Below are 21543 nucleotides of genomic sequence, written 5' to 3' on the forward strand. Positions count from 1 at the left end.
GGCTCTCTAGGCAATGGCGCTGGCGTCGAAGGACGCTTCCTGCTGGGTATTGGGCGTTACAGGTTGGACAGCGCCGATGCTCGTCACCGGCTGCCCTTGGGGCTCTGCGGTGGCCGAATAGATCGCCACTGCCGTCTGCCGCACCTCTTCGAACTGGGCATCGACGGTCAGCAGGGTGACGCCCTGGTTCGAAGTGCGCCTGTAGTCGAAGCGCACCAGGTTGACGTTCTGGTAGGTGAAGTCTGGGGTAACGAGGTCATAGAGCTCGGTCGTTTCCTTCAGCAGTTCCAACTGCTGAAGGAACTGATCCCGCCCCATCACCCCCTGGCCTCCGCAGGTCATCAACAGGCGAATGTCATAGGGCAGCGCGACCTTGTTGTACGACGAGAACGAACCGAGCTCGACCGGGTACTTCGAGATGCGCTGTTCGCCGCGGTAGTCGAAGGCGATCACCGAGTCAGGCAGGATGATCTGGGCGCCGTTCTTGTCGTACAGCCCCCACTCCGGCCCAAGAACACCGTCCAGGAAGCCGAAGAAGTCGGCCCCTAGAATAGTCCCCAGAATATCGCTGACCGCGCCAATACCAACCGCGCTCCGGCGCACATCGGGAACGCCGGGCGCTATGGGAACGTCAGGGAAGTCGATCAAGGACATCAGTTCATCCCCGTGGCGGAAGAGTTGATCAACTGGTTCTGGCGCAGCGCTTCACCCATATCCCTGGCAATTCCTGGGGCATCAGTGGCCTGCGTGTTGACGGTCATCTGCTGGATGTTGACTTCGCTTGTCGTCGTAGAGACTTGCGAGGGAGCTACGTTCGCCCCGGCGCCGATGCGCATCTCGCCTGGGCGCACGCCCATCTGATCGCGTTCCAGGGCCAACCTTTCCTCGGCGGTCATCTGGAACTGATCGCCAGCAGTCGTTCCGTAGATCGACTGGGCCAGCATCCCACGGCGGCTTGCTTCAGCATCTGCTCGCGCAGGGCGCTCGTATTGCCGAGAGACAATCCCACCAGCCTCGTAGGCAGATCGAGCCTTGCGCAGCGCATCCCCGGCAGACTTCTCCTGCCCCTGAGTGAGCTCGTAGTGGATGAACGCCAACTGCTCGTCCAGGGATGAGGCTCGGATGTCCTTCCCGGCGAATGCCCGGAACCCCGCCTGGCGGTCGGGGTGCCATTGGGCAAGCCCATAGGCCTTCCCGCCATCGCCAACCGCAGAGGGGTTAAAACCACTCTCCACGCTCAGGTTCGAGGCAATCCCCACTGCCTGCTCACGGCTCCAGCCCTTCGACTGGAAGTAGTTGGCCACGTAGTCAGCCATGGCTCGGCCACCGTTGACCTTGCCATTGGCCGCATCCATGGTGTTGACCGAATCCTGGGCACTCTCAACTCCGAGAGCAGCAGCGCCGCGGTTCAGCCATTCTCCGATGAAGTCACCAACCGCCGTGCCACTGATGAAGTTGTCGTTGAGATAGGTGCCGGCCTGGTAACCGGCGTATCCAGCGATCCCTATCGCTCCAAGGCGCGATGCCATGGCCAGTGCGCTACCACCCACCCCCAGGAACATGCCAATCCCCTTGGAGGCCACGGCAAATGCCGCGCCGAGGGCCAGGATCTTGGTGGTCGCCCCGCCAGTGTCCTGATCCAGGTCCCGGAGCATCTGGACAAGATCCTTGCCGCCTTCCACCAGGTCGGTGAAGAACTTCTGGATCTCGGCCCGGTGCTCGTTCACCCAGGCGCCGAAATCGCGCAGATCCTTGGTCAACTCGACCAATGCAGGGCCCATGGCCTCGAAGATGGCCTGTCCAACACCGTTGGCCTGAGCAGTGAACTCACCCCACACCCGCTGGGCTTCCTGGGCGCGCTTGACGCTCTCTTCGGTCACCCCCGAAGAGCGATACATCTCGCCATTTAGGTCCTGCACTGCCTGTCGGCCCTGACGCAGGAGGTTCAGGGTGTATTGGTCAAGTCCAAGTCCTTGGGCTATACGGATCTGGTCCTGAGGGTCATACCGCTGGAGAGCATCGGCTACATCAAGGAGAATATCCTTGAATGGGCGCATCTTGCCGGCGGAGTCGGCTACGTTCACGCCGATGGCGCGGAACATCCCCACCACTGGAGAGTCCTCGCCGAGCTTGAACGCCTCGATGCCGGACGCGATGTTCTGCAGGCTGGCCTGGAAGCCTTCAGCGGAGCCGCCGACGGTCTTGACCGTCTTGCCCCATGCATCCAGTTCCCGGGCGCTCATTCCCAGGTTCTTGGACAGATACCCGAGTTCGGCCTGTCCCTTCACCGTACTGGCGATGAAGTCCTTCAGCCCGTTGGCACCGATGGCCACGGCGAACAGGCCGAGGAGTTCGTTCCGCACACGGCGGAAGCCCTCGGACATGACCTTGGCTTGGGCGGCGATCTGCTTGGCGCTCGCCTCGGATTCACGCACGAAGCGCTTCTGCGCATCCGCCGCTTCCTTCTCGCCCTTCTTGAAGCCGGACGAATCCAGCCCCAGCGTGACCACCAGAGCATCGATTACTGTGGCCATGCGTTATTCCTGGGCGGCTAGATTGCGGTTGTGGGTGTCAACCGAGTTGACCTCGATCAGCCACCATAGGTCCTCGAGACCATAGACGGTGTCGAGTTCATGGAGAGTCGCAAGGCGAGACGAAATCACCGTGGCGATGGTGGGCGGCAGGTTCAGGTAGTCGACGATGCCGTGACGTCTTATGCCGGCGACGGGGCCGAAGTCGATTGACCGTCGCCGATAGAAAAACCCGAGTGCAGGCTCAGCACCTGCGCGCGGATCTTCAGCCGGGTGGCGATCTCCTCGATGTCGTCTTCCACCAGCGGGCGGACGATGGACGGGTTGGATGTGCTGGGCATGATCTGCACGCACGCCATCATCTCGTCCATCAACGGCTCGGCCTGGTCGAACGGAATCTTGGCCAGCGCCTGGACGCCCATGCGCACGATGCCGGCGAAGCCGAGGTCAGCCACCCCATCGGGTAACTCGACGCCCGATTGGGCCATTGCCAGGAACGCACGCATGGCCCATTTCTCGGCCTGGGATGCCGGCATCTCGGTGATGACGAACACCTTGCCCTTGTCACGCCCGGCGTCCGTCACCTGGTACTGAGCAGTCTTGCGAGCCATCAGTTGTTCTCCGCGATTACGCGTTCCCAGGTGATGATGAACGGCACCGGCTGCAGGGTGCGGCGGTTACCCGGGAATGGGTTGCCGCTGGTGAGTACGCCGTTCTGCAGCGAGTACTTCCGGCCAATGGCAGGAAGGATCACCGTTCCATTGCAGCGGTAGACTTCGCGCGCCGTGCGCTGGGCCAGTTGCCAGTTCTCGAAGATGATCAGGGATGGCGAGTCCGGCATGATCGTGATCGTCATGCGCGTCGGGTTGAAGATGAAGCCGGCCGACATGTGCCCGTCCACGCCCATGACGATTTCGGCCTGCTCCACGGCGTCTGCGGTGAATGCATCATCCGCTGCATAGCCCTGGATGCTCTGGGGCGACGGGTACAGGTCGGTTACCGCGATGGCGAGACTGGAGTTCGCCGAAGTAATAGTTGCCATTCGGTGCGCTCCTTACTGGATTTCGATCGAGGCGAGAGTCAGGCGCTGAACGCTGCCGCCATCGGTGTAGTACAGCGTCATGCTCGGGCTGCGCCGTTCCGCACGGATGGCAGCGGTGGCCGGCACGATCTGCAGGTAGTAGCCCTTGGCTTCCAGAGCGGGACTGATGTCCGAACCCACGGCGAATTGGATCTCGGCCTTCTGGGCATCCGACAGGGCCACACCGGTGCGAATGGCGCCGAAGTTCACCGCGGCGGAAATGGGATCCTGGCAGGCCGCATCGATCAGGGCATAGCCCTGGTTGTTGTAGGGAATCGAGCCCACGTTCTGCAGCAGAGTGATCATCGCCAGCTGCAGGTTGGCGTTCAGCCAGATCTGGTTCAGGTACGAATCCACCCAATCCCATTCGCCAGAGATGCTGCCCGGGTACATGAAGTTGAAGTTCTGAGTGGCGTTCGCGTAGATGCCGTAGAAGTTGTAACCGTTTGCCTCCAGAGACGACGCATCCGACGCATTGCTCGCCGAAGCCGCCAGGCCGGACTGGTTGCGGAACGCCAGGGTAGCGCGGCCATTCAGGCGGTCGAAGTCCAGGGAGGCGGCGAAGCCCAGCACGAAGGCCGCATGAGTCTGGTTGCCGAATACCGGAATCGAGCCGACCAGCTGATTGGTCTGCAGGTAGTAACCCCAGGTGGTGGTGTTGCCGGCCACCTTCGCGTTGACGTCGGTATCCCAACCCACATAGGCGTAGCGGTCGTTCTGAGCGTTCGTCCAATCAGAGAAGGCCGATTTGTCTGCGGTCACCGGCTCCCAGGTGGTGCTGAAGCAACCCCAGTTCTGGGTGGATGCCACCACCGCGGGCATGGCGGTCGCCGGCGTCGAAGCGACGGCGCCAGCGGAAGTCACGGCGCCCGTTGCCTGGGTGAGTTTCAGGCTCGCCGACAGGGTGCCAGACGCGAAGCTGACAGTGGACGAGGCGCCGGTGGTGCTGGAAGTGAACACGAAGGCTGCGTGCTGCGCATCGTAAGTCACGGTGCCGCCCAAGCCCGTAAAGGCTGCCTGGATGATGGTCGCGGCATTCGAGAAGCTGGTCGCAGCGGTCAGGCTGATGTTGCTGGACGTCTTCGCAGTGCCGTCGATGGTGATGGTCAGTACGCCCGACAGGGCTTTCAGCTGGGTGAGCGTCATCGACGACAGATCACCGCCCCGCATGAAACCCGCCACAGCAGTGGTCGGATAGGCCCAGAAGTACAGCAACCCCGGGCGCTTGGTGCAGTTGGTGTAGCCGCTGAAGTAAATGGCGGCCATCTGCGCTTCGACCGAAGAAGCGCCAAAGTAGTCGGCCACGTCTTCCTTGGTAGCGAAGGGAACGGCTTGACCAGTAGGGAGGGAGGCGTTCTGCGAGAGGATCAATCCATTCAGGTCGACCGCGCTACCGGCAGCAGCCAGCACGCCCGGATTGACTTGGACAATCTGGGAGATTGGGATAGTGGACATCAGGGTTCTCCGGCGGGAACTTGGTGTCGACCTCGACGAGACCGATCTGCAGGTCATCAGCGAACTGCTGCGGCGAAGTGACGATGGGGTTGAATTGCATGTACAGCTCGAACGTCCAGCGGTCCTCGTATTGGGCCTCGCTGTTGGTCATGACGTTCTGTTTGGGATCGGTTGCGTAGAACGGCTGCAACGGCCCGGAAGCCATCTGCTCAGTCGCGTACTCGCTGCGGAACAGGGTGGCGATGATGTTCGAGTTGGCCGAGGCATCCGGTCCGTAGACGTCAAGCTGAACCCGGAACTGAGTTGTTCGGGTGTCGTGTCGCTCATCGTCATCAGGGCTGTAGGTCACGACGTTGGTAGACAGGCCGTCGATGAACAGCGGCGTCATCATGACGAAGGAGCCCTTGGGCATCGCCACCTTGTTCCCCTGGGCCTTGAAGACCTGGAAGTTGTTGCCCAGGACCTGGAGCAGGAACGACCGCAAGCCGGCAAACAGGTCGGACTCAGTTACGTTGACAGTTGCAGGCATGCCAGAACCCTCGTCCAATCTGGCCACAGTTCCGTCACGGCCACGACCAGCCACTCTTCCGACTTCGAGGGGATCAGGATGATGTCCCCGCCCTTACCGTCCGGACGGTTGACGCTGTACCAGTTGCCGTTGATGTAGAACAGCGCGACCACACCCGACAGGTTCATCCCGTCGATGTGCATCAGGTCCTTCTGGGTGAGCGCCTGGCGCTGAACCGCGACATCGACCGGATCGCCGAACTGCGGCTCTCGCGTGCCATCAGGATTCGTCACCCATCCGCCGCTGGAAGGCTTGATCTGCGCCGGGATGTTCGGGTTCACAGCCTGCGTGACGCTGTTAGCTATTCCCCGCAGGTTCATCTTTGCGGACCTCGTAGTCGACGCTGTTGATCATGTGAGCGGTGTCGATCAGGGGCTTGTCGAAGCCGGCCTTTGCCGACTTCTTCCGGGTGCGCGGAGAGAGCGGCGGCGACGTGAACTTCCGGATCGAATCCTGGATGTCTGCACGCACCAGTTCCCCGGTGAGCGCCAGGGCCCTGTCGGTGCTGTTTCCGGCATGGATGAGTTTGCCCAGGCCTTTGGCCCAACGCTTCCCGTTCGCCGCAATCGCTTCACGGAAGAACGCCCGCGGTGGCCGGTTCATGGCGGGGTCGCCGAACTCGTTCGCCGCGGCGACCAACGCGACAGGCGTGCCGTCGGGATAGGTCGCCCCCTCTAGAAAGCCGGCGCGCAGGATCTCGTTGTCGTTCAGTCGAGTCGCCAGGTCACGGATGTACTTGCTGATCCGGTCGCCACCTTTCACGGCACCCATGGGAAACGATTCCTCCACGTGATCTCGCGGGAACGGCCGGGGATGTACTGCATGGTCCGGAACGGCGCCGTAGCCTGCCAGAAGGCAGCCCCGTACTTGGTCTGGAGGAACCAGGCCGCCGTGAAAGGAACCTGCCCCATGTCGGTTCCGACAGAGACTGATCCTTCCGTGGCATTGTTGATCCGCCCCACCAGAGGCGAGGCGGATTCGCCATTCACCCCAGCATTGATCGCCGCGATGTGCGCCGTGAGCATCCAGAGCAGCACCGTCCGAAAGCCGAGGTCGGTCACCCGGCTCTCGTCGGTGTTGTCCAGGTAGATCGTCGCCTCGTAGAAGTAAGCGGTCAGCAGGCTATCCGAAACGGAATCGAACTCCGGGTAGCGCTGCTTGAACGCCGCCGGATCGAAGACGACGACGCCCATGGCTTACTCCTCGGCTTCGGCCGGCTTCAGGTCTTTCCCGGGTTTCTTGGGATCGATGCCTTCGAAGCCATTGGCTTCACGTTCACGCTCGGCGACGGTCTTGTCGGCTTCGCGCTCGCTGTTGGCGATGAACACCAGGCCGTTGGCGACGATGGGGTTCTTCGCTTCAGCCTTCAGCCACGCCTCGATGAAGTCCTTGTCGACGTCGCGGGTGATGCCGAAGCCGCCGATGAGGCTGGAGCTGTTGGAGCCGACCAGGGTGACGACCTTGCCGTTCAGTTCAGCGTGGAGTCCGTGCGGGAGCTTGCAGCCTACGATTACGGTTGCCATGGATTACACCCCCAGCATCTGAGCGATGGCGACGGGGCGGCGGATGATGGTGCCCCAGCCGCCGGCGGATTTCTTCTGCTTGAAGGACGACAGACCGACCTTGACCGGGTGCGCACGCATCTTCTCGGTGAAGGCTGCGTAGGCGGTCGATTGGCCTTCGATCTCGTCGACGATCAGCTGGACCAGTTCACCGGAGGTAGTGCTGTACTCGACAGCGGTCTCGATGCGCAGGTTGGGGAAGTTCTTCTTCAGCTGGTCGGTGACGTTGACGTTGTACTGGTTGGTCTTGGTCAGGTTGACCTCTGCAGTCGGCGACATGGTCAGCGTCATGCGCACGTCGCGCTCGACCAGGCCTTTCAGCTGGGCCTGCAGCTGCTTGTACAGCACTTGGCTGATGTCGTCGTAGACCTGCTGGCCGTCCTTGTCCGCCCACAGGCGGCTGGAGCCAGTGCCGGTAGCCAGCGGCTGAACCGGAGTGCTCAGGCTCGGATCGTTCAGGGCGCCGTAGTTCTGGATGCCTGCCACGCCGAAGAAGTACATCTTGTTCAGCGCTTTGTTGATGGTCAGGGCGCTGGCGATGTTCAGGCGCGCGGCATAGTCGATGCGGCCCAGGCCCATCATCTCCAGTTCGCGCTCGCCCCATTGGGTGACGGTCTGGAAGTGGTAGGACTGGCGCGGCACCCAGTTCACGTTGGCCGAGGACTGGCCGGCGTTGCTGAAGTCGCCGTAGGTGTCGACTTCGCCAGTAGACTCCACGACCGGGAACTGGCTGGACATGGTGGTCCAGTCGCCCTTCTTGGCCTCGCCGAAGATCTGTGCGGCCTTCATCGGGGTGACCAGCACCTGGATCAGCTCCGGATCGAGGTAGTTCGCCAGGTACGCCGGAATGCCGGCGTTGCTGACGGTCACCAGGCCGGGCTGGGCGTCCATGGCGATGTTGTAGTCGGTGCGAACACCGTCAGCCAGGTAGGCGCGCACGGTGTCCATGAAGTGGACGCCGTAATCGGCGCCGAGCTTGTGCAGATCGGAACGGATATCCATGGTCAGAGTACCCAACTGGAGATTTTGATCAGTTCGTTGGCAGCGCCAGCGCTGGCCACGGACCACTTGGTTTCGGTGAAGCCGGCGACAGTGGCGCCCGCGGCGTCGGTCTTGATGGTGCCGTCGGTGTTCGAGGCGAAGACCTTCTGGCCGACAGTGGCGATGGTCGCGGAGCGCGCCCAGAAGTCGCCCTGGTTGTGCACGGTCACGGCGAAGCCCTGCGGGATCACCATGGTGGCTTCGCTGAGCAGGTTGAAGTTCAGCGCTTGGTGGTCGCGATGGATGAAGCCTGCCGGCACACCCGAGCCAGCATTGCTGACGGTGTTGCCCGACACCCAGGCGAAGCGGCCGACGGTCACGCCACCGGAGGCAGCGACCATGATGCCGTCGCTCGGGAGCACAGAAGCGCGCGGGTTGGCGGAAGCGAAATCGCCCTCAACCGCGGGCGCCGGATATTGGTTCACAGTGGTTTGGAAGCCCATGGCATCACACCTTCAGTACGCGGCCGGCGGTCGGGAACCGAGCGGCGAAGTCCTTGGAATGGGCAGCGTCCATCGCGAAGCTGTCCGGTTTCTTGTCGCTTTTGGTCTTGGCCATGGCGATCAGGGCCTTGTAGGCACTCGGGTGGACGCCTTTGTGCTCGATGCCCAGGCTGTCCAGGGCGAAGCGATAGACGTCCTCGGCGCTGTCCATGGCGGCGATCTCGCCGACCAAGGGACGCACATCGGCCTCGGCCTCACGGAGTGCCTTGACGGCCTGGAGAGCGTCCTTCTTGGCGTCGGCACGGATCAGGGCGATGGCGGCGGAGTCCATGGCTTTCGGCTCGTCCTTCTCGTCGTCTTCGTCCTCAGCCTTTTTGTCCTCATCGTCCTCATCGACCGCTTTCTTGTCCTTTTCCTCATCGTCCTCGTCTTCAGCGGGCTTCTCTTCCTCCGCTTCGTCCAGGGCGAACTGGATGGACTTGGTGAGGGCCTTGATGTCGATTTTGGCGCCGGGGAATGCCTTGGCGGCGTCCTCGGCCAGTTTCTCGGCCGTGGTCACCTTGGCAGTCAGCTTCCGGATGTCGGCCGGTGCGCTGTCCTGAGCCAGCTGCGGCAGCAGGACGGCATGAAGGGCCGCACGTGCAGCGGCGGCTTTGCTCAGTTTCATAGGGGTAAGTTCCTCGGGTAGTGAATCGCTGACGAGGACGTCAGCACCGGCACGGCCAACAGGGACCAGTGCCACGTGATTGCCCACGATCTCGGTCATGCGACCGTCGTAAGGCACGCCCTCGGGAGAAACGCCGGGCGTCATGTCCGCGACGTAGCGATACGCCGAGGACAGTTCTCGTTGTTCGTTGGTGTTGATGCCGGCAATGGCCGATGCATCCCATATCACCAGGCTGTTGCGCAGGAAGGGGTCGACGAACTCGGCATTGCTGCCGGTAGCCCCTACCACGAACTCTTTCTGCGGATCCGCAGCGCTGACTGGGATGTGCTTGCTCAGCAGCGGGATGCTATTGAAGGAGGCCACTGCCTTGGCCAACTCGCCGGGATCGCGGTAGAGCTGGTAGATCCGGTCAGGATCGAGCCCCATCGCTTCACCGCCAGGAATCTCCCGGCCGAAGTAGGGGCAGACGTTCGCCTTGCTGATCGGGCTCACAGAGACGTGCAGGCGGCCGTCGGCGTCGATCCGGCGTACCGTGGCGCGATCGAAGGCGATTCGCTCGCCACGCGCGCGCTGGAGGCCTTCCGTGAGCAGGTCCTGGGCGTGCTCAGGCTCTTTGCTTTCCTCGCCTACCCACTTGGCGAAGAGGTCGACCAGATTGCCCCAGTCCTCGTCGCTCATGTCGGCGGCATAGGCCGGGCGCATCGGGCTCTCTTCATCCACGCCGGCAACACGATACGCAATCGCCGCAGCCTGCTCGCGTGGATGGCCAGCCCGGATCAGCTCCGCGATGTTGGCCGAGATGTCAGCCTCGGAACTGCCTTTCTTCAGCGGCATGACGTTCAATCCTTATCGAGAAAGCCCAGAGCGGCACCCAGATGGGTTTGCCACAGAGGCAGCGGGCGCAATTGATGGCGACGAGCAGAGGCCACACCCACCGGCGCAGCTTCACCGTGGCGGTCAGGGCTGATGTGGCCATATGTCCTCTCAGTCGAAGCCCGGAATCACCGGCGACCAGGTACACCGGCAGTTGATGGCCTCGCCAGGCATCAGCCATTCGCCGTCGATGTACATACCCTTGGCCAGTTCGAACTGCTTTCCGTCGGCAGCGACGTGTGACTTCCGTGGTTCAGCGCCGGCATGAGAGTGACGCCAGATGCCATGCGTGACGCCAAGCGACTGCTGCCGGGCCGCCGTCATTGCCGACGTGGCCTTGTTGTTCTGATCCCTGGCAATGAGCGCAGCACGGCGTTTCGTGATGCCATAGCGGGCCTGCAGGTCCTTGGTCAGCGATCCAAGGTCTCGGCCTCGCTGTACTGACTGCATCACCATCGTCTCGACCTGAGTCAGGTACTGCTCAGGGATGCTGCGGATCAGATTGACGTTCTCGTTGATCACGCCTTGGTAGGCCGTGCGCATCGGCTCAGTCATCTTGAATTCGACGGTGAAGCCCATGTCGCTCAGCGCGGAACGGAGCGACACATCCGAGGTAGTCAGGGACTTGTCCGCAAACCGCCTGGCCAGTTTCTCGGCCATCACGTCGAAATGACGCTCCCAACGCTGAGTCAGCCTGCGCATCGCGTTGCGCATCACCGTCGCCGGGTTGGCATCCTGGGCGAAAGGCGTATCACGGTAGGCAGCCTTCAGCCAGTAGACGACCGAGTTCTGCATGTCGTCGATCGCGTCATCGAGCTGCTTCTGGTACCAGGCGCGGATTCCGGCGTTAGGACGAACCTGCCGGATCGTCCGGGGCGTCTTTTTCCGGTTCTTCGTCCGCGTCGAAGTCATCGCTCAGTTCCAGGGCGTGGTATGGGCTGTCCGGATCAGAGGCCAAGCGCTCCCGCACGTCCTCGGGGCCAAGTACGCCGTGGTCGATGTAGACGGCATCAGTGTCAGCATCAGCCTTCCGGATCTCGGACAATTCCTTCTTGCTCATCTCGTACAGCGGGACGAACTCAAAGGTGATGTCCGGATCGATCTCGCCAAATTCGGACAACTGAATGATGTCGAGCACCTTCTTCAGGTTGTCCTGGTAGATCGACTCCTGCTGCCCCTTCACGTAGTCGTAGAAGACGCGGATTTCGCCATCGCTGGAGGCGTTAAGGCCGCTCGGAGTAATACCAAGCAGCACCACCAGCGGGATGCTCGACACCGAGGCCATCTGCTCTTGAGCCTGAGCCTGGAGTTCGTTGACGCCCGATAGCGGGGTGTTGATCTGGTCGATTTCCTCGCTGTCCTTGTCGACCATCATCAGGCCGCGGTTGTCGCGCACCTGATTGAAGAGATCGGCCCGCAGGAACAGGCTTGGATCAGCAGCACCACTCAGAGTGGACTGCATGTTGGTCTTCAGGATCGACAGGCTGAAGCTGTGCACCAGGTCGCCCACGCTGTTGCGCGTGCGCAGCCAGTTGTTAACGTAGGGCTCTGCGATCTGGCTCAGCGAGAGGCCGCCGAAGTTGTAGGCCGCCTTCAGCATGTCCGGCACCTCGCGGCTGACGAACATCAGCATGCGCGAATGGTGTACGGACTGGCCCATGACGAACCACTCCTGAGGCTTGTAGTAGTCGGCCTTCAGGGGGTTGGTGCTCTGGTATACGCCCGGATAGGTCCAGACGGCCTCGACCTTGCGCAGAGCGACCAGAGAGCCCTTGGCGATCTTCTCCTTGGCCAGGAACAACGGCGATGCCAGCTCAGCCGGATCATCCGAAGCGATAGTGCCGCGCGGCGCCGTCACCTCGATGTAGATCTGCCCGCGGCCGAAATAGCCGTCATCCTCGGCAGCCTGCCGGAACAGCTCACGTACCTTGTAGCGCTTCAGAGCGTCGTTGAGCTGTGCGACCTTTTCCGACTTGTCGTCGTCGCCGACGGTCTTGATCTCGATCCACTTCCGGGTCATTTCCTCGGCCAGGCGCGAGACCATCTTGCGGTACTCGGCGCGCTGGGAGAGGTCGGCAAGGTAAGGGTAGCCCGGGAAGCCTCCACTGAAGCCAGTCAGATTCAGGTAGTCGTAGGGCGTGGAGTCCATCGCCATGACGGACTTCAGCTTCGCAGCCGGTACTACACCAGCCGGCGGCTCGTACGGCACAAGATCGACGCGCTTGAGCGACGGATTGGTAGTCTCCATGGCCTTGGCCAGGACCATCGAGTTGATCCGCATCCGCTCCTTCTCCGCCGGCGTGGCGATAGGCTCAGCGCGGCGCTTGAAGAAGTCGAAGATGCTCATGCTCGTTTCAATAGGTCCGGGTTGATGCGCATCGGCTGCTGGCCGGGCGCGAAGGCCATGATGAAGGCGTCCGCCAGGTTGGGGGACGGGATAGGCCCTCCCTCACGCTTAGGGTTGGCCAGGTCTTTCTTGCTCTCGACTTTCACCCGGCCAAGGTTGTCGTAGTCGCGCTTTGGCGTGGCCAATTCGTCGATCAGCTGGTCGAGATTTGGCATGGAGCTGTCGATGAAGATCATCTCGTCTGCATCGAACTGGTGGCCGTTCTTCACGGCGTTGAAGGTGTTGCGCAGACGGTCAGCCACCAACCACCAGGCTTGGGCCTTGATGTTGGCAAACATGTCCTTGTTCTTCGTGCCGTGCGAGTAGATCGCCTCGGGCTTCCATACCGCCCCGCCAGCGTTGAACTTCGAATGGAGCACCGAGGCCCCATCCTTGCGCGCAGCGTTGAGCTCGTTGAACTTGGCCCCACACCCAGCACCCACGCCGATGGAATCGTAGGTGACCAGCGCATCGCGCTTCCTGGCCTCATCCCAAACCCGAGTGGCTGACTTGAGAAGTTCGTCTTCTCTGGCTTTCCACTTGTCCGACCAGGTAGCCAGCGATCCATGCGCGAAGACCTGGGCGCATTCGTCCGAACCGCTGTCAGCCACGTCGAAGCCGAGTCGTTTCGATCCTGATGGAGTGATGCCGAGCGTCTTGTGCGCATCGATCGCAGCCATCAGCCACGAGCGCTTGATGATCGACGCGTCGTCATCGTCCCTTGGGATGCCGAGGTAGATGTGCCCGTAGGCCTCTTCATCCTCTTCCTTGGCTGCCTCGATGATCGAAAGCATTGTGTCGGAGAGGAAAGGGTTCTCCGTGTAGTTGATCAGCCGCTTCACCGTGTTCGGCGGCGGATTGACCACAAAGCGCTTGTAGGTGAAGTCCGTACTCAGCTTCGGGTTGAAGATCACCCAAATCTGCGATCCCTGTTTACGGATCGTCGGCTCCAGGATCTCCCACTGCGCCTCGGTAAGGTTGTGGGCTTCTTCGATCCAGAGGACATCAATGCCCTCCAGCGACTTGATCTCGTCGATGTGGCGCCACAGGCCATAGAAGAGGAATTCGCTCTCCGTCCGCTTGTGGATGATCTTGTTGTCCAGGATGCGGAACTGATCCCGCAGGCCGAACCGCTCGATCTGAACCTTCAACAGCGTGTAGACCGATTCCTCGATCTTATTCTGGAACTGGCGGGCGCACAGGAAGCGCACCTTGCACTGCTGGGCCAGGAACACCGCGAACCCAGCTGCATCCCATGACTTGGAGCTCGACCGCCCTCCATACAGAACCCGGTTGCGCGCTGGCGTCAGCCAAAAGTCACGAAGGACCGGATTCAGGCTCGGGCGGGATTCCTGCATAGAAGTCGGAAAGGCTCTTCGGCGTCATGGTGCCGTCCGTAGACGAAAGATCGACGCTCTGTGTCGGCTTGCCATAGCCGCGGTCGAGGATGTCCTTGTAGGCAGCTACGCGAGCTGCGTGAGGCGCCTCGGTGTCGCGGGCGATCTCGATCAGGCCAATGATTGACTCTTCGCCGTATTGCTGGGCGATGGCCTTGATGTCGGCAGTGGCCTTGTTCGGCGTGCCTTTCCTCCGGCCGCCAGTCTTGGGCAGCCCCTTTGGTCTGCCGGCCATATCTACTCCTATCTACTTTCCAAATCGGCGGCGGCGATCCACACCATCCCACGACCAGTCATCCCGGAAGATGTGCTTGCGGCGGCACCAGGCGTAGACCACGACGCCCAGGTGCAGGACTACTGCCCAGGGACTCACCCAGTAGCCATTTGCCAGCTCCATCAGCAAGCCGAAGGCGCCGGTGGCGACCAGGTAGAACGACAGGCTCAGGATGGGATGCTCAAACAGGTGGACTGAGCGCAGGAACTCCAGTGCGGCCAGTACCACGAGAATGCAAAGCACGGCGTCCAGGCCCATGAGGATGGAGGTCATCATGGTCAGGCACCCTTGGTAGCGAGAATGCGCTCCGCTGCTGCTTTGATGGCGGGGATGATGTTCATGGCCAGGAGGCCGATCAGGAAGGCCACCCCGTTCTTCGAATCGGCATCAGCTGGGAGGCCGAAGTAGTTCACCACCAGCTGGGTGGTGAAGATCGAGGACAGGAAGCCTGTAATCACTGCGGCGCTGGCTTGTTTGCGAGTCAGTCCACGGAGGAAGGACAGAGACAGGATGGCCCCTGCGAAGCCGGCTATCGCGACGCTGTACTTGGCAAGCAGCGCGCCAGCGGCGGTCGACGTCGGCTCCATTGGGATACCCCACAAACAACAAAGCCCGGCGCATGGCCGGGCTCTGAAGTGACAATTTCTAGGATGGGAAAAAGCATGAACTAGCCGCACATTTCTGTCAATACGTTATAGCGTTCCGTTTCAAGCAGCGTCTTTCATCACTGCCAGGATGCTCGACACCGGGATCAAGGCCTGCTTGTCCAGGTCGTCACAGGCAAGGAAACAGGCATCGATGAATGGCTGCCATTCCCTCGCCCAATTGCGCGAGTCCAGGTCGATGCCATGACGGGCAAGAATCCATGCGCGGAATGCCTCCGGTGTCGGCATTGGATCAGACATGGAACTCTGCCCTCCCTGGTGCATTCTGCGGTAGCGCTCCAGAACACCAGCAGCTACATGCCGGGCCTTCTCGAACTTCTTGGCATACATTTTCTCGCCGCGGCTGTAGGCCAGATCGAATACCAGCGACTCGGCTTCTTCCTTGATGTCGGGATTGGTTCCCGGGCCGTACATGTGATGACCGAAGGCCTGCAGACGAACCGGGAGCGTGGCAATGGCGCCCTGTATGGGCCCGGCAAGCGCCTGGTGCATGGCGGCCAGGGTTGAGCGGTCCCTCTCGCTCATCTGCACCATGCACCCGAGGTAGTGCTGCTGCTCGAATGCGATCCACTGCCCATCGGACTGCGAGTAGAACGCCGAATGCCAAGCCTCTCGCGCGCTGTTCAGCTTCATGCGGTCTCTCCCCTGTAGTTTTCAGTAGCGGCCTTCAGTTCACGCACCCAGGCCCGGAACTTGGCCTTCAGCGCCTTGATGTCCTCGATGGTGAGCTTCAGGGGCTCATGAGGCCCTTCCAGCCACTCCACCTTCTCGGCGCCTATCTTGCGCACCAGGTTGATCCGGTAGTTCACGATGTCGCCGGACTTGTGGTTGTTGCAGGGGGCACATTGCTTGTTGACGTTCAGGGGCTCGAAGCGCAGCTCCGGGTGAGCCTTGACCGTGCGGTAGTGCCCGGCGTGATACTGGCCGTCGTGATGGCGGCCGCAGCTGATGCACGGCTGGTCGGCATCGCGCAGGCGGATGAACTCGTTGAACGCCTGCTGAGCCTCGCGCAGGTGCTCCGCCCTGCTCTTCAGCTTCTCCTTCCGCGCTTTAATCTCCCTGCGGTTGCGGTCGGCGATAGCCTTCCGCGCAGGAGCCTGGTGCTTGTCCTTGGTGGCGATGGCGCAGGCCGGCGAGCAGACGCGCTGCCCGAAGCGTTGCGGGATGAACTTGGTGCCGCATTCGGTGTTCTGGCACTTTTTCGGGCGGGGCTGGCGGGCGGAGACGGTCATAGCCTCACCCCGAACGCCATGGCGATTCCTGCCAGTATTGCCATGAATCCACCGAGAAGCCCTGCGCATATGCAGCCCATGAACATGGCCCATGCGGTTTGCTCAAGGCAGCGGATTATCTTCTTCAAACCTCCACCTCCCTGCTCTTCTGCTGCTCGGGCTGGAAGTCGCCGCGGAGCGGAACAAGCTTCACCTCGGAGATAACTACCTCATCGGTTTTCACGACTCGCCCGGACATGGTCATCTGGGCCTCCATGTCTTTCGCGGTTACGAGCCATGCCGGCACCCCATCAGGAACGATTACCCATCGATTCCCTGTCACCTCAACTCGACATGGACCGACATGGCGAGAAATTAGGTCAACACAGCGCCCGAAGTTTCGACTTCCGATCACAAGCGCAATGTCCCCGGCCTTGAACTTGCTCATGCCGCACCCTCCCAGTAATCCCGCGTGGTGAACTTCACACCCCGCTCAGCGGCGAAGGCCTCCATCACCAGGAACATCTCGTTGAACCACTTCTTGGATTGCTTGCGAGTGGAGACGCCCAGGACCACGAAGCCACCGTTGATTCCCGGGACGGCATCCTGCTGCTGAACCGCAGCGCTGAAGACGTGCTTCCAGCTCTCGTCGTCCAGCTTCCGGCCGTACCATTCCACCTGCTGGCTGATGTCACGCAACATGGCCCACATGCGCCTGTTCTGAGCGTCGCTGCGGGCCTCGTCGTGCAGGCACCATGTTTTGCCTTCGGCCAGGTCGATGCGCTGTAGGATCGCTATGGCGCGCTGGCGGTCGGTCTCGTTGCGGATGGGGAAGCGGGGATTAGCCATGATTTGCCCTCCGCTCACAGTTCTTGCAGCGCTTCCAACTGCCAGCCGAGAACATCGGCACCCTGTCCGCGGTGACGGCATCCACTCCACAGAGAGCCACCCAGTACTTCTCGCGCCCATGCGGGCCGATGGAATCGTCGTAGATGAGCTCGAAGTAGTGGGCCTTGTTCCCGCAGAACGGAGCCTTACCCCAGCCTTTCTTGCTGGGAAGAGGGCCGTCAGATACCTGCGTTGTTGGGGAGTTGAGGCGATCAATGAAGTCAGACATTGCGCGCCTCCCCGGCCTTCGCCTTGCAGTCAGCGCAGCGCCAAGCTTTGGACGCCGGAGCCTTGTCGCGGGGCTTCACCTGGTTGCAGCCGAAGCACATGCGCTTGTTGTAGGGAAGGTGAACGCCATAGCTGGCTTGGTAGAACTTTCGCGGCTGATCCATCACGCCACCTCCGCATTCGGCCAGATCGACTGCACGACCTGCAGCGGGTCGCAGTCTTCCATCAGGATCATCACGAAGGGCGCGCGACCGGGGATGAGGACGTTCCAGGAGCGTTTCATTGGGATGCCCTCCCCGCTGCATACCGCGCCTGGCGCTTCTTTGCACAAGCCTGGTGGTTACCCTGGCTGCGGGCCTTTCCGCATTCGTCGCAGAGGTGCGGGTGCTCAAGGCCTTGGGTGGCGATCTTGCCGAGGTTGGGCTTAGTCATGCCTGGACACCCCGTGCCGACTCCCAATCGAACCCGACGACGATTCCGCCGCCTTCGCGTAGGCGGTCGACGCAACGGTCACCGATGGCTTCTGGAAGTTCTTTCGGAGGAAGGTTGGAGATCACTACGGTCGGCAGCTTCTCCTCGTACCGGCCGTTGATGATGGCGAACAGGGTGGCCAGTTCGAATTCGGTCGGCTTGGTGGCGCCCACCTCATCCAGGATCAGCAAATGGGGGCTGATCAGACTCTTGAACGCCTCGACCTCGGTGTACTCGGCATCGCGGTCGTAGCTGCCCTTGATGTACTGCAGAACTCCACCGACGGTGCGATACACGGCCAGCGCACTGCTGCGGTGGATGATGTCGTTGGCGATCGCGGCGCCGAGATGGGTTTTCCCGGTGCCAGGCCTCCCCAGCAACATCAAGCATCGGCCGGCGTCATAGTGTTCGGGGAACCGGTCAGCGTAGTCGCGGCATGCGTTGAGAGCCTTCTGCTGCCGCGGCGTATTGGCCGCGTAGTTTTCAAAGGTCTTGTCGGCAAAACGAGTGGGGATCATCGCGCTGCCCAGCTTGCGTTGCAGGCGCTCGCGATCCTCCCTGGCCTTGGCCTCGATCTCGGCGGCGGCCTCAGCGGCTCGGCGCTCCTCCGAGCACTTGGCGCAACCAGACTTGAACTGGCGGCCCATGATCTCGGTGATCTTGCCCTGGTACTCACCGTGCTTCTCGCAGGTGTCGCGATAGGTCATCGGGCCTGGAAGCTCGACGACATTGGATTTCTCAGAAGCCATAGGTGCCATCCTCCCGCTCGGTCAGGCCGTCGAAGTAGTCGCGCTCAGCGAAGCCGTGGTGGCGACTGTTGGGCAGGTGGTGAACGTTGCTGCGCACCTCGTCGTTCCATCGCTCGCCGTTGAGCCACGTCGTCGGGTGTGGCACGAACTGGCCGCCATCCTTGAGCCAGGCTTGGCTAGCGCACTGACGTCTCAGGCCGGACATGATCTGGTCGAACAGGATGGGGGTGACCTTGAGCTTCACCCACTTCGCCCTGGCTTTCGCCTTGCAGGTCTTGTTCGGGTACAGGGCCCAGAATTGGTCGAACAGGTCATCCCGAACTTGCGTCGACTCCCCGGCGGGGGTTGGGGGGGTCTTGGTATCCGGGATCAGAAGATCAGGAATCAGAAGATCAGAGCGAAGTGCTTCTTCCCTTGGTTGAAAGTCCTTTCCACCATGGTTAGAAGCGCTTTGGACAGGCTCTATTACGGGCTCTCGCTCGGTACGAACCCCTTGCTCCATCGGAGGAATGTCGCTGGCGGTCTCGTTGCTGTGCGGGCGCTGGTGCTTGGTGAAGTTGATGATCTGGATGTATCGCTTGGACTCGACGGTGTAGCGAATGAGGAATCCGGCGCCCTGCAGGTTGTCCAGCATGGCGTCGATATCGACATCGTCGTAGGGGAAGGCTTCGGCCTTGATACGCTTCGGGCGATCTTCCAAGCGCCCTTCCCGGTCGGCCAGCATCCAGAGGTAGATGAACAGAAGACGCTCGGCCGGGGCGAGCTCGGCCAGGTCCTCGTTTGCCATGATGGCAGGCTTGATATTCCTGGCTCTCGCCATTACGATCACCTCGTCATTTGAAGCAAATCAGCCGGGCCGCAATCCCGGCTTTTTTGTGTCCGCAATTCGGGCTGTTCAGGCCCTCATCAGTCCCTGCGCCGAAATGGCTGGACGGTTCCCCTGGTGTTGTTCGGCTTGGTCTTCCTCGCGAGCTGCTGCTCCAGGAATTCCGCCAGGGCCTCTTCAGGGGTGAGCCCTTTCTCTTTCGCCATCCTCGTCAGGCCCTCGTAGGCCTTTGGGCTGATCGTCGTGCTGATGTGTGCCATAGGCCCCTCTCAGGGCCTTCAGGCCACGGTCTGCTGTTCGCTATCGTTCTCTGCCAGGCGTTCCAGGGCGGCTTCCACCAGGTCGCGGACGAGAACCGCTTTCTGGGTGCGATGGAACCGAGCCAGTGCGCCGATGAGCTCATACGTGGTCTCGTCGACGCGCAGCTTGATTTCCCGGTCCTTCAGGTGGCTGGGGTTGTCGTACATGCACAGGTCTCCTATGCGATTGGTTTCTATGTAAAGGTCGGAACCTCACTGGTAGGCTGGAAGCTCTCACCCAACACAGCGAACCAGGAGGTTCCGATGTCTCAAACAGCTACAAACTTCCCCACCGCCAGCCCAGAGATGGCCGCCCAGGAGATCGTTATGGCCTTGATAAATGCTGGAGCTTTTGGCAGCGGCGAACACAACATGATCAACAGCGCACTTCGTTCGGAAGCGGCGGCCGCAGCCATCATCGACGTACATGCCCGGCTCACGGCCTATTACCGTTCGATTCCCGCAGAGCAATAAGCCCTGCCTTCAAGGCGGCGACGCAGCAGGTCGCCGCCTCTTCCAGGCAGTTCATGTCGGTTTTCCGCACCAGGTCCGGGAAAACTTCGGCGAACAGGTCATTCGCAATCGCCCTTTCCTGCTCGGTCAGGTCTGCGTTCTCGGTAGCCATGGAGGTCTCCTATGCGGCTGATTTTTTGGGGGATGCATTGGTGCGAAGCGCGGCCGGATCGAGGTGCTTTCCGCGGGCCTCGGCCAGTTCGGAAATCACCTCGGCGTAGCGCGTTTCGCCGGTGTATTCGGTGCGGGGGAGCTGGTCGCTGCGGATCCATTTGTCCACCGCCTGGCGGCTCTTGCCGCACGCTTTGGCAACGGCAATTGGTCCCCCGGCGAGGTCTACAGCCTCTGCAACAGAGCCTTCTCGGCAGGTGAATGGAGTTTCCATATTGAGCCTCGCTCATCAACTTACGGTTGATATTAATGATCAACTGACTGTTGCGCAAGTTCTGTGCAAGCATCAACCAATGGTTGAGACTCAAGAGATACGGGACGCCTTCGCGGCGCGCCTGAATAGAGCACTGGACGAAATGCCTGAGATCAGGCAGGAGCGCGGCCGCAATGTCGATTTGCACGGCGCACTGGAGAAGCTAGGGGCTAGAGCGAAGAAGCAGGCCACTCACAAATGGCTGACCGGCGCATCGATCCCCGAGCGTGACAACATGGAACTGCTAGCGCGCTGGCTGGGTGTTCGCGTCGAATGGCTGGAATATGGCCTGGGTGAAATGCGCGAGTCTAATCAGGCGAAGCCAGAGCCAGAACCTCCGGCGGATTCATCCGATGACGAATACGTCCACGTCCCGCTGAAGAGCGCCAGGGGCGCAATGGGCCGCGGCTACGAGAACCCCTACGTCGAAGTGAAGGGGCATCTGGCGTTCAAGCGATCCTGGATCATGGCCAGGGGCTTGAATGTGAAATATCTGGAAGCCTTCTATGCCGACGGGTGGAGCATGCATCCCACCATCAACGATGGCGACGTGGTGCTGTTGAACAAGGCCCAGAAAGAGCCGGTCCACAACACAATCTTCGCCCTCAACGGCGCCGACGGCGTGATAATCAAGCGCCTTTCGCATGCCAGCGCTGTGAATCAGTGGGGGCTGATCAGCGACAACCTCGACAAACGCGAATTCCCGGACCAGTGGCTGGATGAGGATGACGAACCTATGTCGCTGATGGGGCAGATTGTTTGGCGCGGTGGGGATCTGTAAGAAATGGGCATGAACAAACCCACCCAGTTGCTAAAGCACGACCTCAAGTCCATAACGGCGGACCTCAAATGGGCATCCGTCGACCTGGTGAAGATCGCCGAGCGACTGAGCCAGGCAGGCAATGAGACTGACGCCTGGGCCGTACTCCGTATCGTTGGGGTGCTCATCAACGGCGAGGACCGTCTTGGCTCATATGCTGATGAGGTCAAG

At 61.3% G+C, this 21543-nt stretch carries 34 protein-coding genes; 3 read left to right on the forward strand and 31 right to left on the reverse strand.

The genetic code is table 11. The features are described from left to right. Window positions 1-6: 6 nt before the first annotated feature. From CHC02_RS25165 to CHC02_RS25300, 29 genes are all read right to left on the reverse strand, one after another. Entirely contained in the window at window positions 7-654 is a 648-nt protein-coding gene (locus CHC02_RS25165; RefSeq protein ID WP_089394125.1) for a phage baseplate protein, read from the reverse strand. Continuing rightward, window positions 654-2534 (reverse strand): phage tail tip lysozyme, encoded by a 1881-nt coding sequence (locus CHC02_RS25170; RefSeq protein ID WP_089394126.1) that lies wholly within the window; start codon window positions 2532-2534, stop codon window positions 654-656. Before CHC02_RS25170 ends, CHC02_RS25165 begins: the two co-directional genes overlap by 1 nt. Before the next feature lie 179 nt (window positions 2535-2713). Next, window positions 2714-3142, reverse strand: a complete 429-nt coding sequence (locus CHC02_RS25175) for a hypothetical protein (protein ID WP_089394127.1) — start codon at window positions 3140-3142, stop codon at window positions 2714-2716. Further along, window positions 3142-3573: a phage tail fiber protein gene (locus tag CHC02_RS25180; protein ID WP_089394128.1), complete on the reverse strand. Its 432-nt coding sequence runs from the start codon at window positions 3571-3573 to the stop codon at window positions 3142-3144. Before CHC02_RS25180 ends, CHC02_RS25175 begins: the two co-directional genes overlap by 1 nt. 12 nt (window positions 3574-3585) lie before the next feature. Continuing rightward, window positions 3586-5067 (reverse strand): DUF3383 domain-containing protein, encoded by a 1482-nt coding sequence (locus tag CHC02_RS25185; protein ID WP_089394129.1) that lies wholly within the window; start codon window positions 5065-5067, stop codon window positions 3586-3588. Then, window positions 5003-5596, reverse strand: a complete 594-nt coding sequence (locus tag CHC02_RS25190; protein ID WP_089394130.1) for a phage neck terminator protein — start codon at window positions 5594-5596, stop codon at window positions 5003-5005. The genes CHC02_RS25185 and CHC02_RS25190 overlap by 65 nt, the downstream gene beginning before the upstream one ends. Beyond that, complete coding sequence (locus tag CHC02_RS25195; RefSeq protein WP_089394131.1) at window positions 5575-5955, reverse strand: hypothetical protein; 381 nt, start codon at window positions 5953-5955, stop codon at window positions 5575-5577. Before CHC02_RS25195 ends, CHC02_RS25190 begins: the two co-directional genes overlap by 22 nt. Continuing rightward, entirely contained in the window at window positions 5933-6406 is a 474-nt protein-coding gene (locus CHC02_RS25200; RefSeq protein ID WP_089394132.1) for a hypothetical protein, read from the reverse strand. Before CHC02_RS25200 ends, CHC02_RS25195 begins: the two co-directional genes overlap by 23 nt. Further along, on the reverse strand, window positions 6394-6828 hold the full coding sequence (locus CHC02_RS25205) for a DUF4054 domain-containing protein (RefSeq protein ID WP_089394133.1): 435 nt from the start codon (window positions 6826-6828) through the stop codon (window positions 6394-6396). The genes CHC02_RS25200 and CHC02_RS25205 overlap by 13 nt, the downstream gene beginning before the upstream one ends. A gap of 3 nt (window positions 6829-6831) precedes the next feature. Beyond that, window positions 6832-7158, reverse strand: coding sequence for a hypothetical protein (locus CHC02_RS25210; RefSeq protein WP_089394134.1), 327 nt, complete (start codon window positions 7156-7158; stop codon window positions 6832-6834). 3 nt (window positions 7159-7161) lie between these two features. Continuing rightward, window positions 7162-8199, reverse strand: coding sequence for a DUF2184 domain-containing protein (locus CHC02_RS25215; RefSeq protein WP_089394135.1), 1038 nt, complete (start codon window positions 8197-8199; stop codon window positions 7162-7164). 2 nt (window positions 8200-8201) lie between these two features. Then, on the reverse strand, window positions 8202-8681 hold the full coding sequence (locus CHC02_RS25220) for a structural cement protein Gp24 (protein ID WP_089394136.1): 480 nt from the start codon (window positions 8679-8681) through the stop codon (window positions 8202-8204). Window positions 8682-8685: 4 nt separating this feature from the next. Then, the gene (locus CHC02_RS25225; protein WP_208604363.1) at window positions 8686-10182 is read right to left on the reverse strand and encodes a DUF2213 domain-containing protein; all 1497 of its coding nucleotides are present in this window, start codon (window positions 10180-10182) and stop codon (window positions 8686-8688) included. A gap of 150 nt (window positions 10183-10332) precedes the next feature. Continuing rightward, the gene (locus CHC02_RS25230) at window positions 10333-11133 is read right to left on the reverse strand and encodes a phage head morphogenesis protein (protein WP_208604362.1); all 801 of its coding nucleotides are present in this window, start codon (window positions 11131-11133) and stop codon (window positions 10333-10335) included. After that, window positions 11069-12568: a DUF1073 domain-containing protein gene (locus CHC02_RS25235; protein ID WP_208604361.1), complete on the reverse strand. Its 1500-nt coding sequence runs from the start codon at window positions 12566-12568 to the stop codon at window positions 11069-11071. The genes CHC02_RS25230 and CHC02_RS25235 overlap by 65 nt, the downstream gene beginning before the upstream one ends. Beyond that, window positions 12565-13965 (reverse strand): PBSX family phage terminase large subunit, encoded by a 1401-nt coding sequence (locus CHC02_RS25240; RefSeq protein WP_089394137.1) that lies wholly within the window; start codon window positions 13963-13965, stop codon window positions 12565-12567. Before CHC02_RS25240 ends, CHC02_RS25235 begins: the two co-directional genes overlap by 4 nt. After that, window positions 13925-14239, reverse strand: a complete 315-nt coding sequence (locus tag CHC02_RS25245) for a hypothetical protein (RefSeq protein ID WP_176450346.1) — start codon at window positions 14237-14239, stop codon at window positions 13925-13927. Before CHC02_RS25245 ends, CHC02_RS25240 begins: the two co-directional genes overlap by 41 nt. Window positions 14240-14251: 12 nt before the next feature. Continuing rightward, window positions 14252-14554 carry a hypothetical protein gene (locus tag CHC02_RS25250; RefSeq protein WP_089394138.1) on the reverse strand — a complete coding sequence of 101 codons (303 nt, stop codon included), beginning with the start codon at window positions 14552-14554 and terminating at the stop codon, window positions 14252-14254. A gap of 2 nt (window positions 14555-14556) precedes the next feature. Next, a complete protein-coding gene (locus tag CHC02_RS25255; protein ID WP_089394139.1) occupies window positions 14557-14865 on the reverse strand; it encodes a peptidase M48, Ste24p in 309 nt (102 codons plus the stop codon). 120 nt (window positions 14866-14985) lie between these two features. Further along, on the reverse strand, window positions 14986-15576 hold the full coding sequence (locus CHC02_RS25260; protein WP_089394140.1) for a hypothetical protein: 591 nt from the start codon (window positions 15574-15576) through the stop codon (window positions 14986-14988). Further along, window positions 15573-16175: a recombination protein NinG gene (locus CHC02_RS25265; RefSeq protein WP_089394141.1), complete on the reverse strand. Its 603-nt coding sequence runs from the start codon at window positions 16173-16175 to the stop codon at window positions 15573-15575. Before CHC02_RS25265 ends, CHC02_RS25260 begins: the two co-directional genes overlap by 4 nt. A gap of 124 nt (window positions 16176-16299) precedes the next feature. Next, on the reverse strand, window positions 16300-16602 hold the full coding sequence (locus CHC02_RS25270) for a hypothetical protein (RefSeq protein ID WP_089394142.1): 303 nt from the start codon (window positions 16600-16602) through the stop codon (window positions 16300-16302). Continuing rightward, on the reverse strand, window positions 16599-17003 hold the full coding sequence (locus CHC02_RS25275; protein WP_089394143.1) for a recombination protein NinB: 405 nt from the start codon (window positions 17001-17003) through the stop codon (window positions 16599-16601). The genes CHC02_RS25270 and CHC02_RS25275 overlap by 4 nt, the downstream gene beginning before the upstream one ends. After that, window positions 16996-17271 carry a hypothetical protein gene (locus CHC02_RS25280; RefSeq protein ID WP_089394144.1) on the reverse strand — a complete coding sequence of 92 codons (276 nt, stop codon included), beginning with the start codon at window positions 17269-17271 and terminating at the stop codon, window positions 16996-16998. The genes CHC02_RS25275 and CHC02_RS25280 overlap by 8 nt, the downstream gene beginning before the upstream one ends. Next, complete coding sequence (locus tag CHC02_RS30290) at window positions 17264-17434, reverse strand: hypothetical protein (protein WP_167364843.1); 171 nt, start codon at window positions 17432-17434, stop codon at window positions 17264-17266. Before CHC02_RS30290 ends, CHC02_RS25280 begins: the two co-directional genes overlap by 8 nt. Window positions 17435-17698: 264 nt before the next feature. Further along, window positions 17699-18490, reverse strand: coding sequence for an ATP-binding protein (locus CHC02_RS25285; RefSeq protein WP_089394145.1), 792 nt, complete (start codon window positions 18488-18490; stop codon window positions 17699-17701). Further along, the gene (locus tag CHC02_RS25290) at window positions 18480-19310 is read right to left on the reverse strand and encodes a phage replication protein (protein WP_089394146.1); all 831 of its coding nucleotides are present in this window, start codon (window positions 19308-19310) and stop codon (window positions 18480-18482) included. Before CHC02_RS25290 ends, CHC02_RS25285 begins: the two co-directional genes overlap by 11 nt. A gap of 86 nt (window positions 19311-19396) precedes the next feature. After that, window positions 19397-19576, reverse strand: coding sequence for a hypothetical protein (locus CHC02_RS25295; protein WP_089394147.1), 180 nt, complete (start codon window positions 19574-19576; stop codon window positions 19397-19399). Between the two features lie 18 nt (window positions 19577-19594). Then, complete coding sequence (locus CHC02_RS25300) at window positions 19595-19783, reverse strand: hypothetical protein (protein WP_015994321.1); 189 nt, start codon at window positions 19781-19783, stop codon at window positions 19595-19597. 96 nt (window positions 19784-19879) lie between these two features. On the opposite strand from CHC02_RS25300, the gene CHC02_RS30045 reads away from it, so the two are divergent. Beyond that, window positions 19880-20089, forward strand: a complete 210-nt coding sequence (locus CHC02_RS30045) for a hypothetical protein (protein WP_139210236.1) — start codon at window positions 19880-19882, stop codon at window positions 20087-20089. Here the strand turns inward: CHC02_RS30045 and CHC02_RS25305 are convergent. Both CHC02_RS25305 and CHC02_RS25310 read right to left on the reverse strand, forming a co-directional pair. Next, window positions 20052-20240 (reverse strand): hypothetical protein, encoded by a 189-nt coding sequence (locus tag CHC02_RS25305; protein WP_089394148.1) that lies wholly within the window; start codon window positions 20238-20240, stop codon window positions 20052-20054. The genes CHC02_RS30045 and CHC02_RS25305 overlap by 38 nt on opposite strands. Before the next feature lie 9 nt (window positions 20241-20249). Then, window positions 20250-20513 carry a helix-turn-helix domain-containing protein gene (locus tag CHC02_RS25310; protein ID WP_089394149.1) on the reverse strand — a complete coding sequence of 88 codons (264 nt, stop codon included), beginning with the start codon at window positions 20511-20513 and terminating at the stop codon, window positions 20250-20252. Window position 20514: 1 nt separating this feature from the next. Between CHC02_RS25310 and CHC02_RS25315 the strand changes: the two genes are divergently transcribed. Further along, complete coding sequence (locus tag CHC02_RS25315; protein WP_139210235.1) at window positions 20515-21333, forward strand: S24 family peptidase; 819 nt, start codon at window positions 20515-20517, stop codon at window positions 21331-21333. Between the two features lie 9 nt (window positions 21334-21342). Further along, a partial coding sequence (locus tag CHC02_RS25320) for a hypothetical protein (RefSeq protein ID WP_425320251.1) occupies window positions 21343-21543 on the forward strand: 201 nt, incomplete at its 3' end.

This window comes from Pseudomonas delhiensis (assembly GCF_900187975.1).
GTDB lineage: Bacteria > Pseudomonadota > Gammaproteobacteria > Pseudomonadales > Pseudomonadaceae > Pseudomonas > Pseudomonas delhiensis.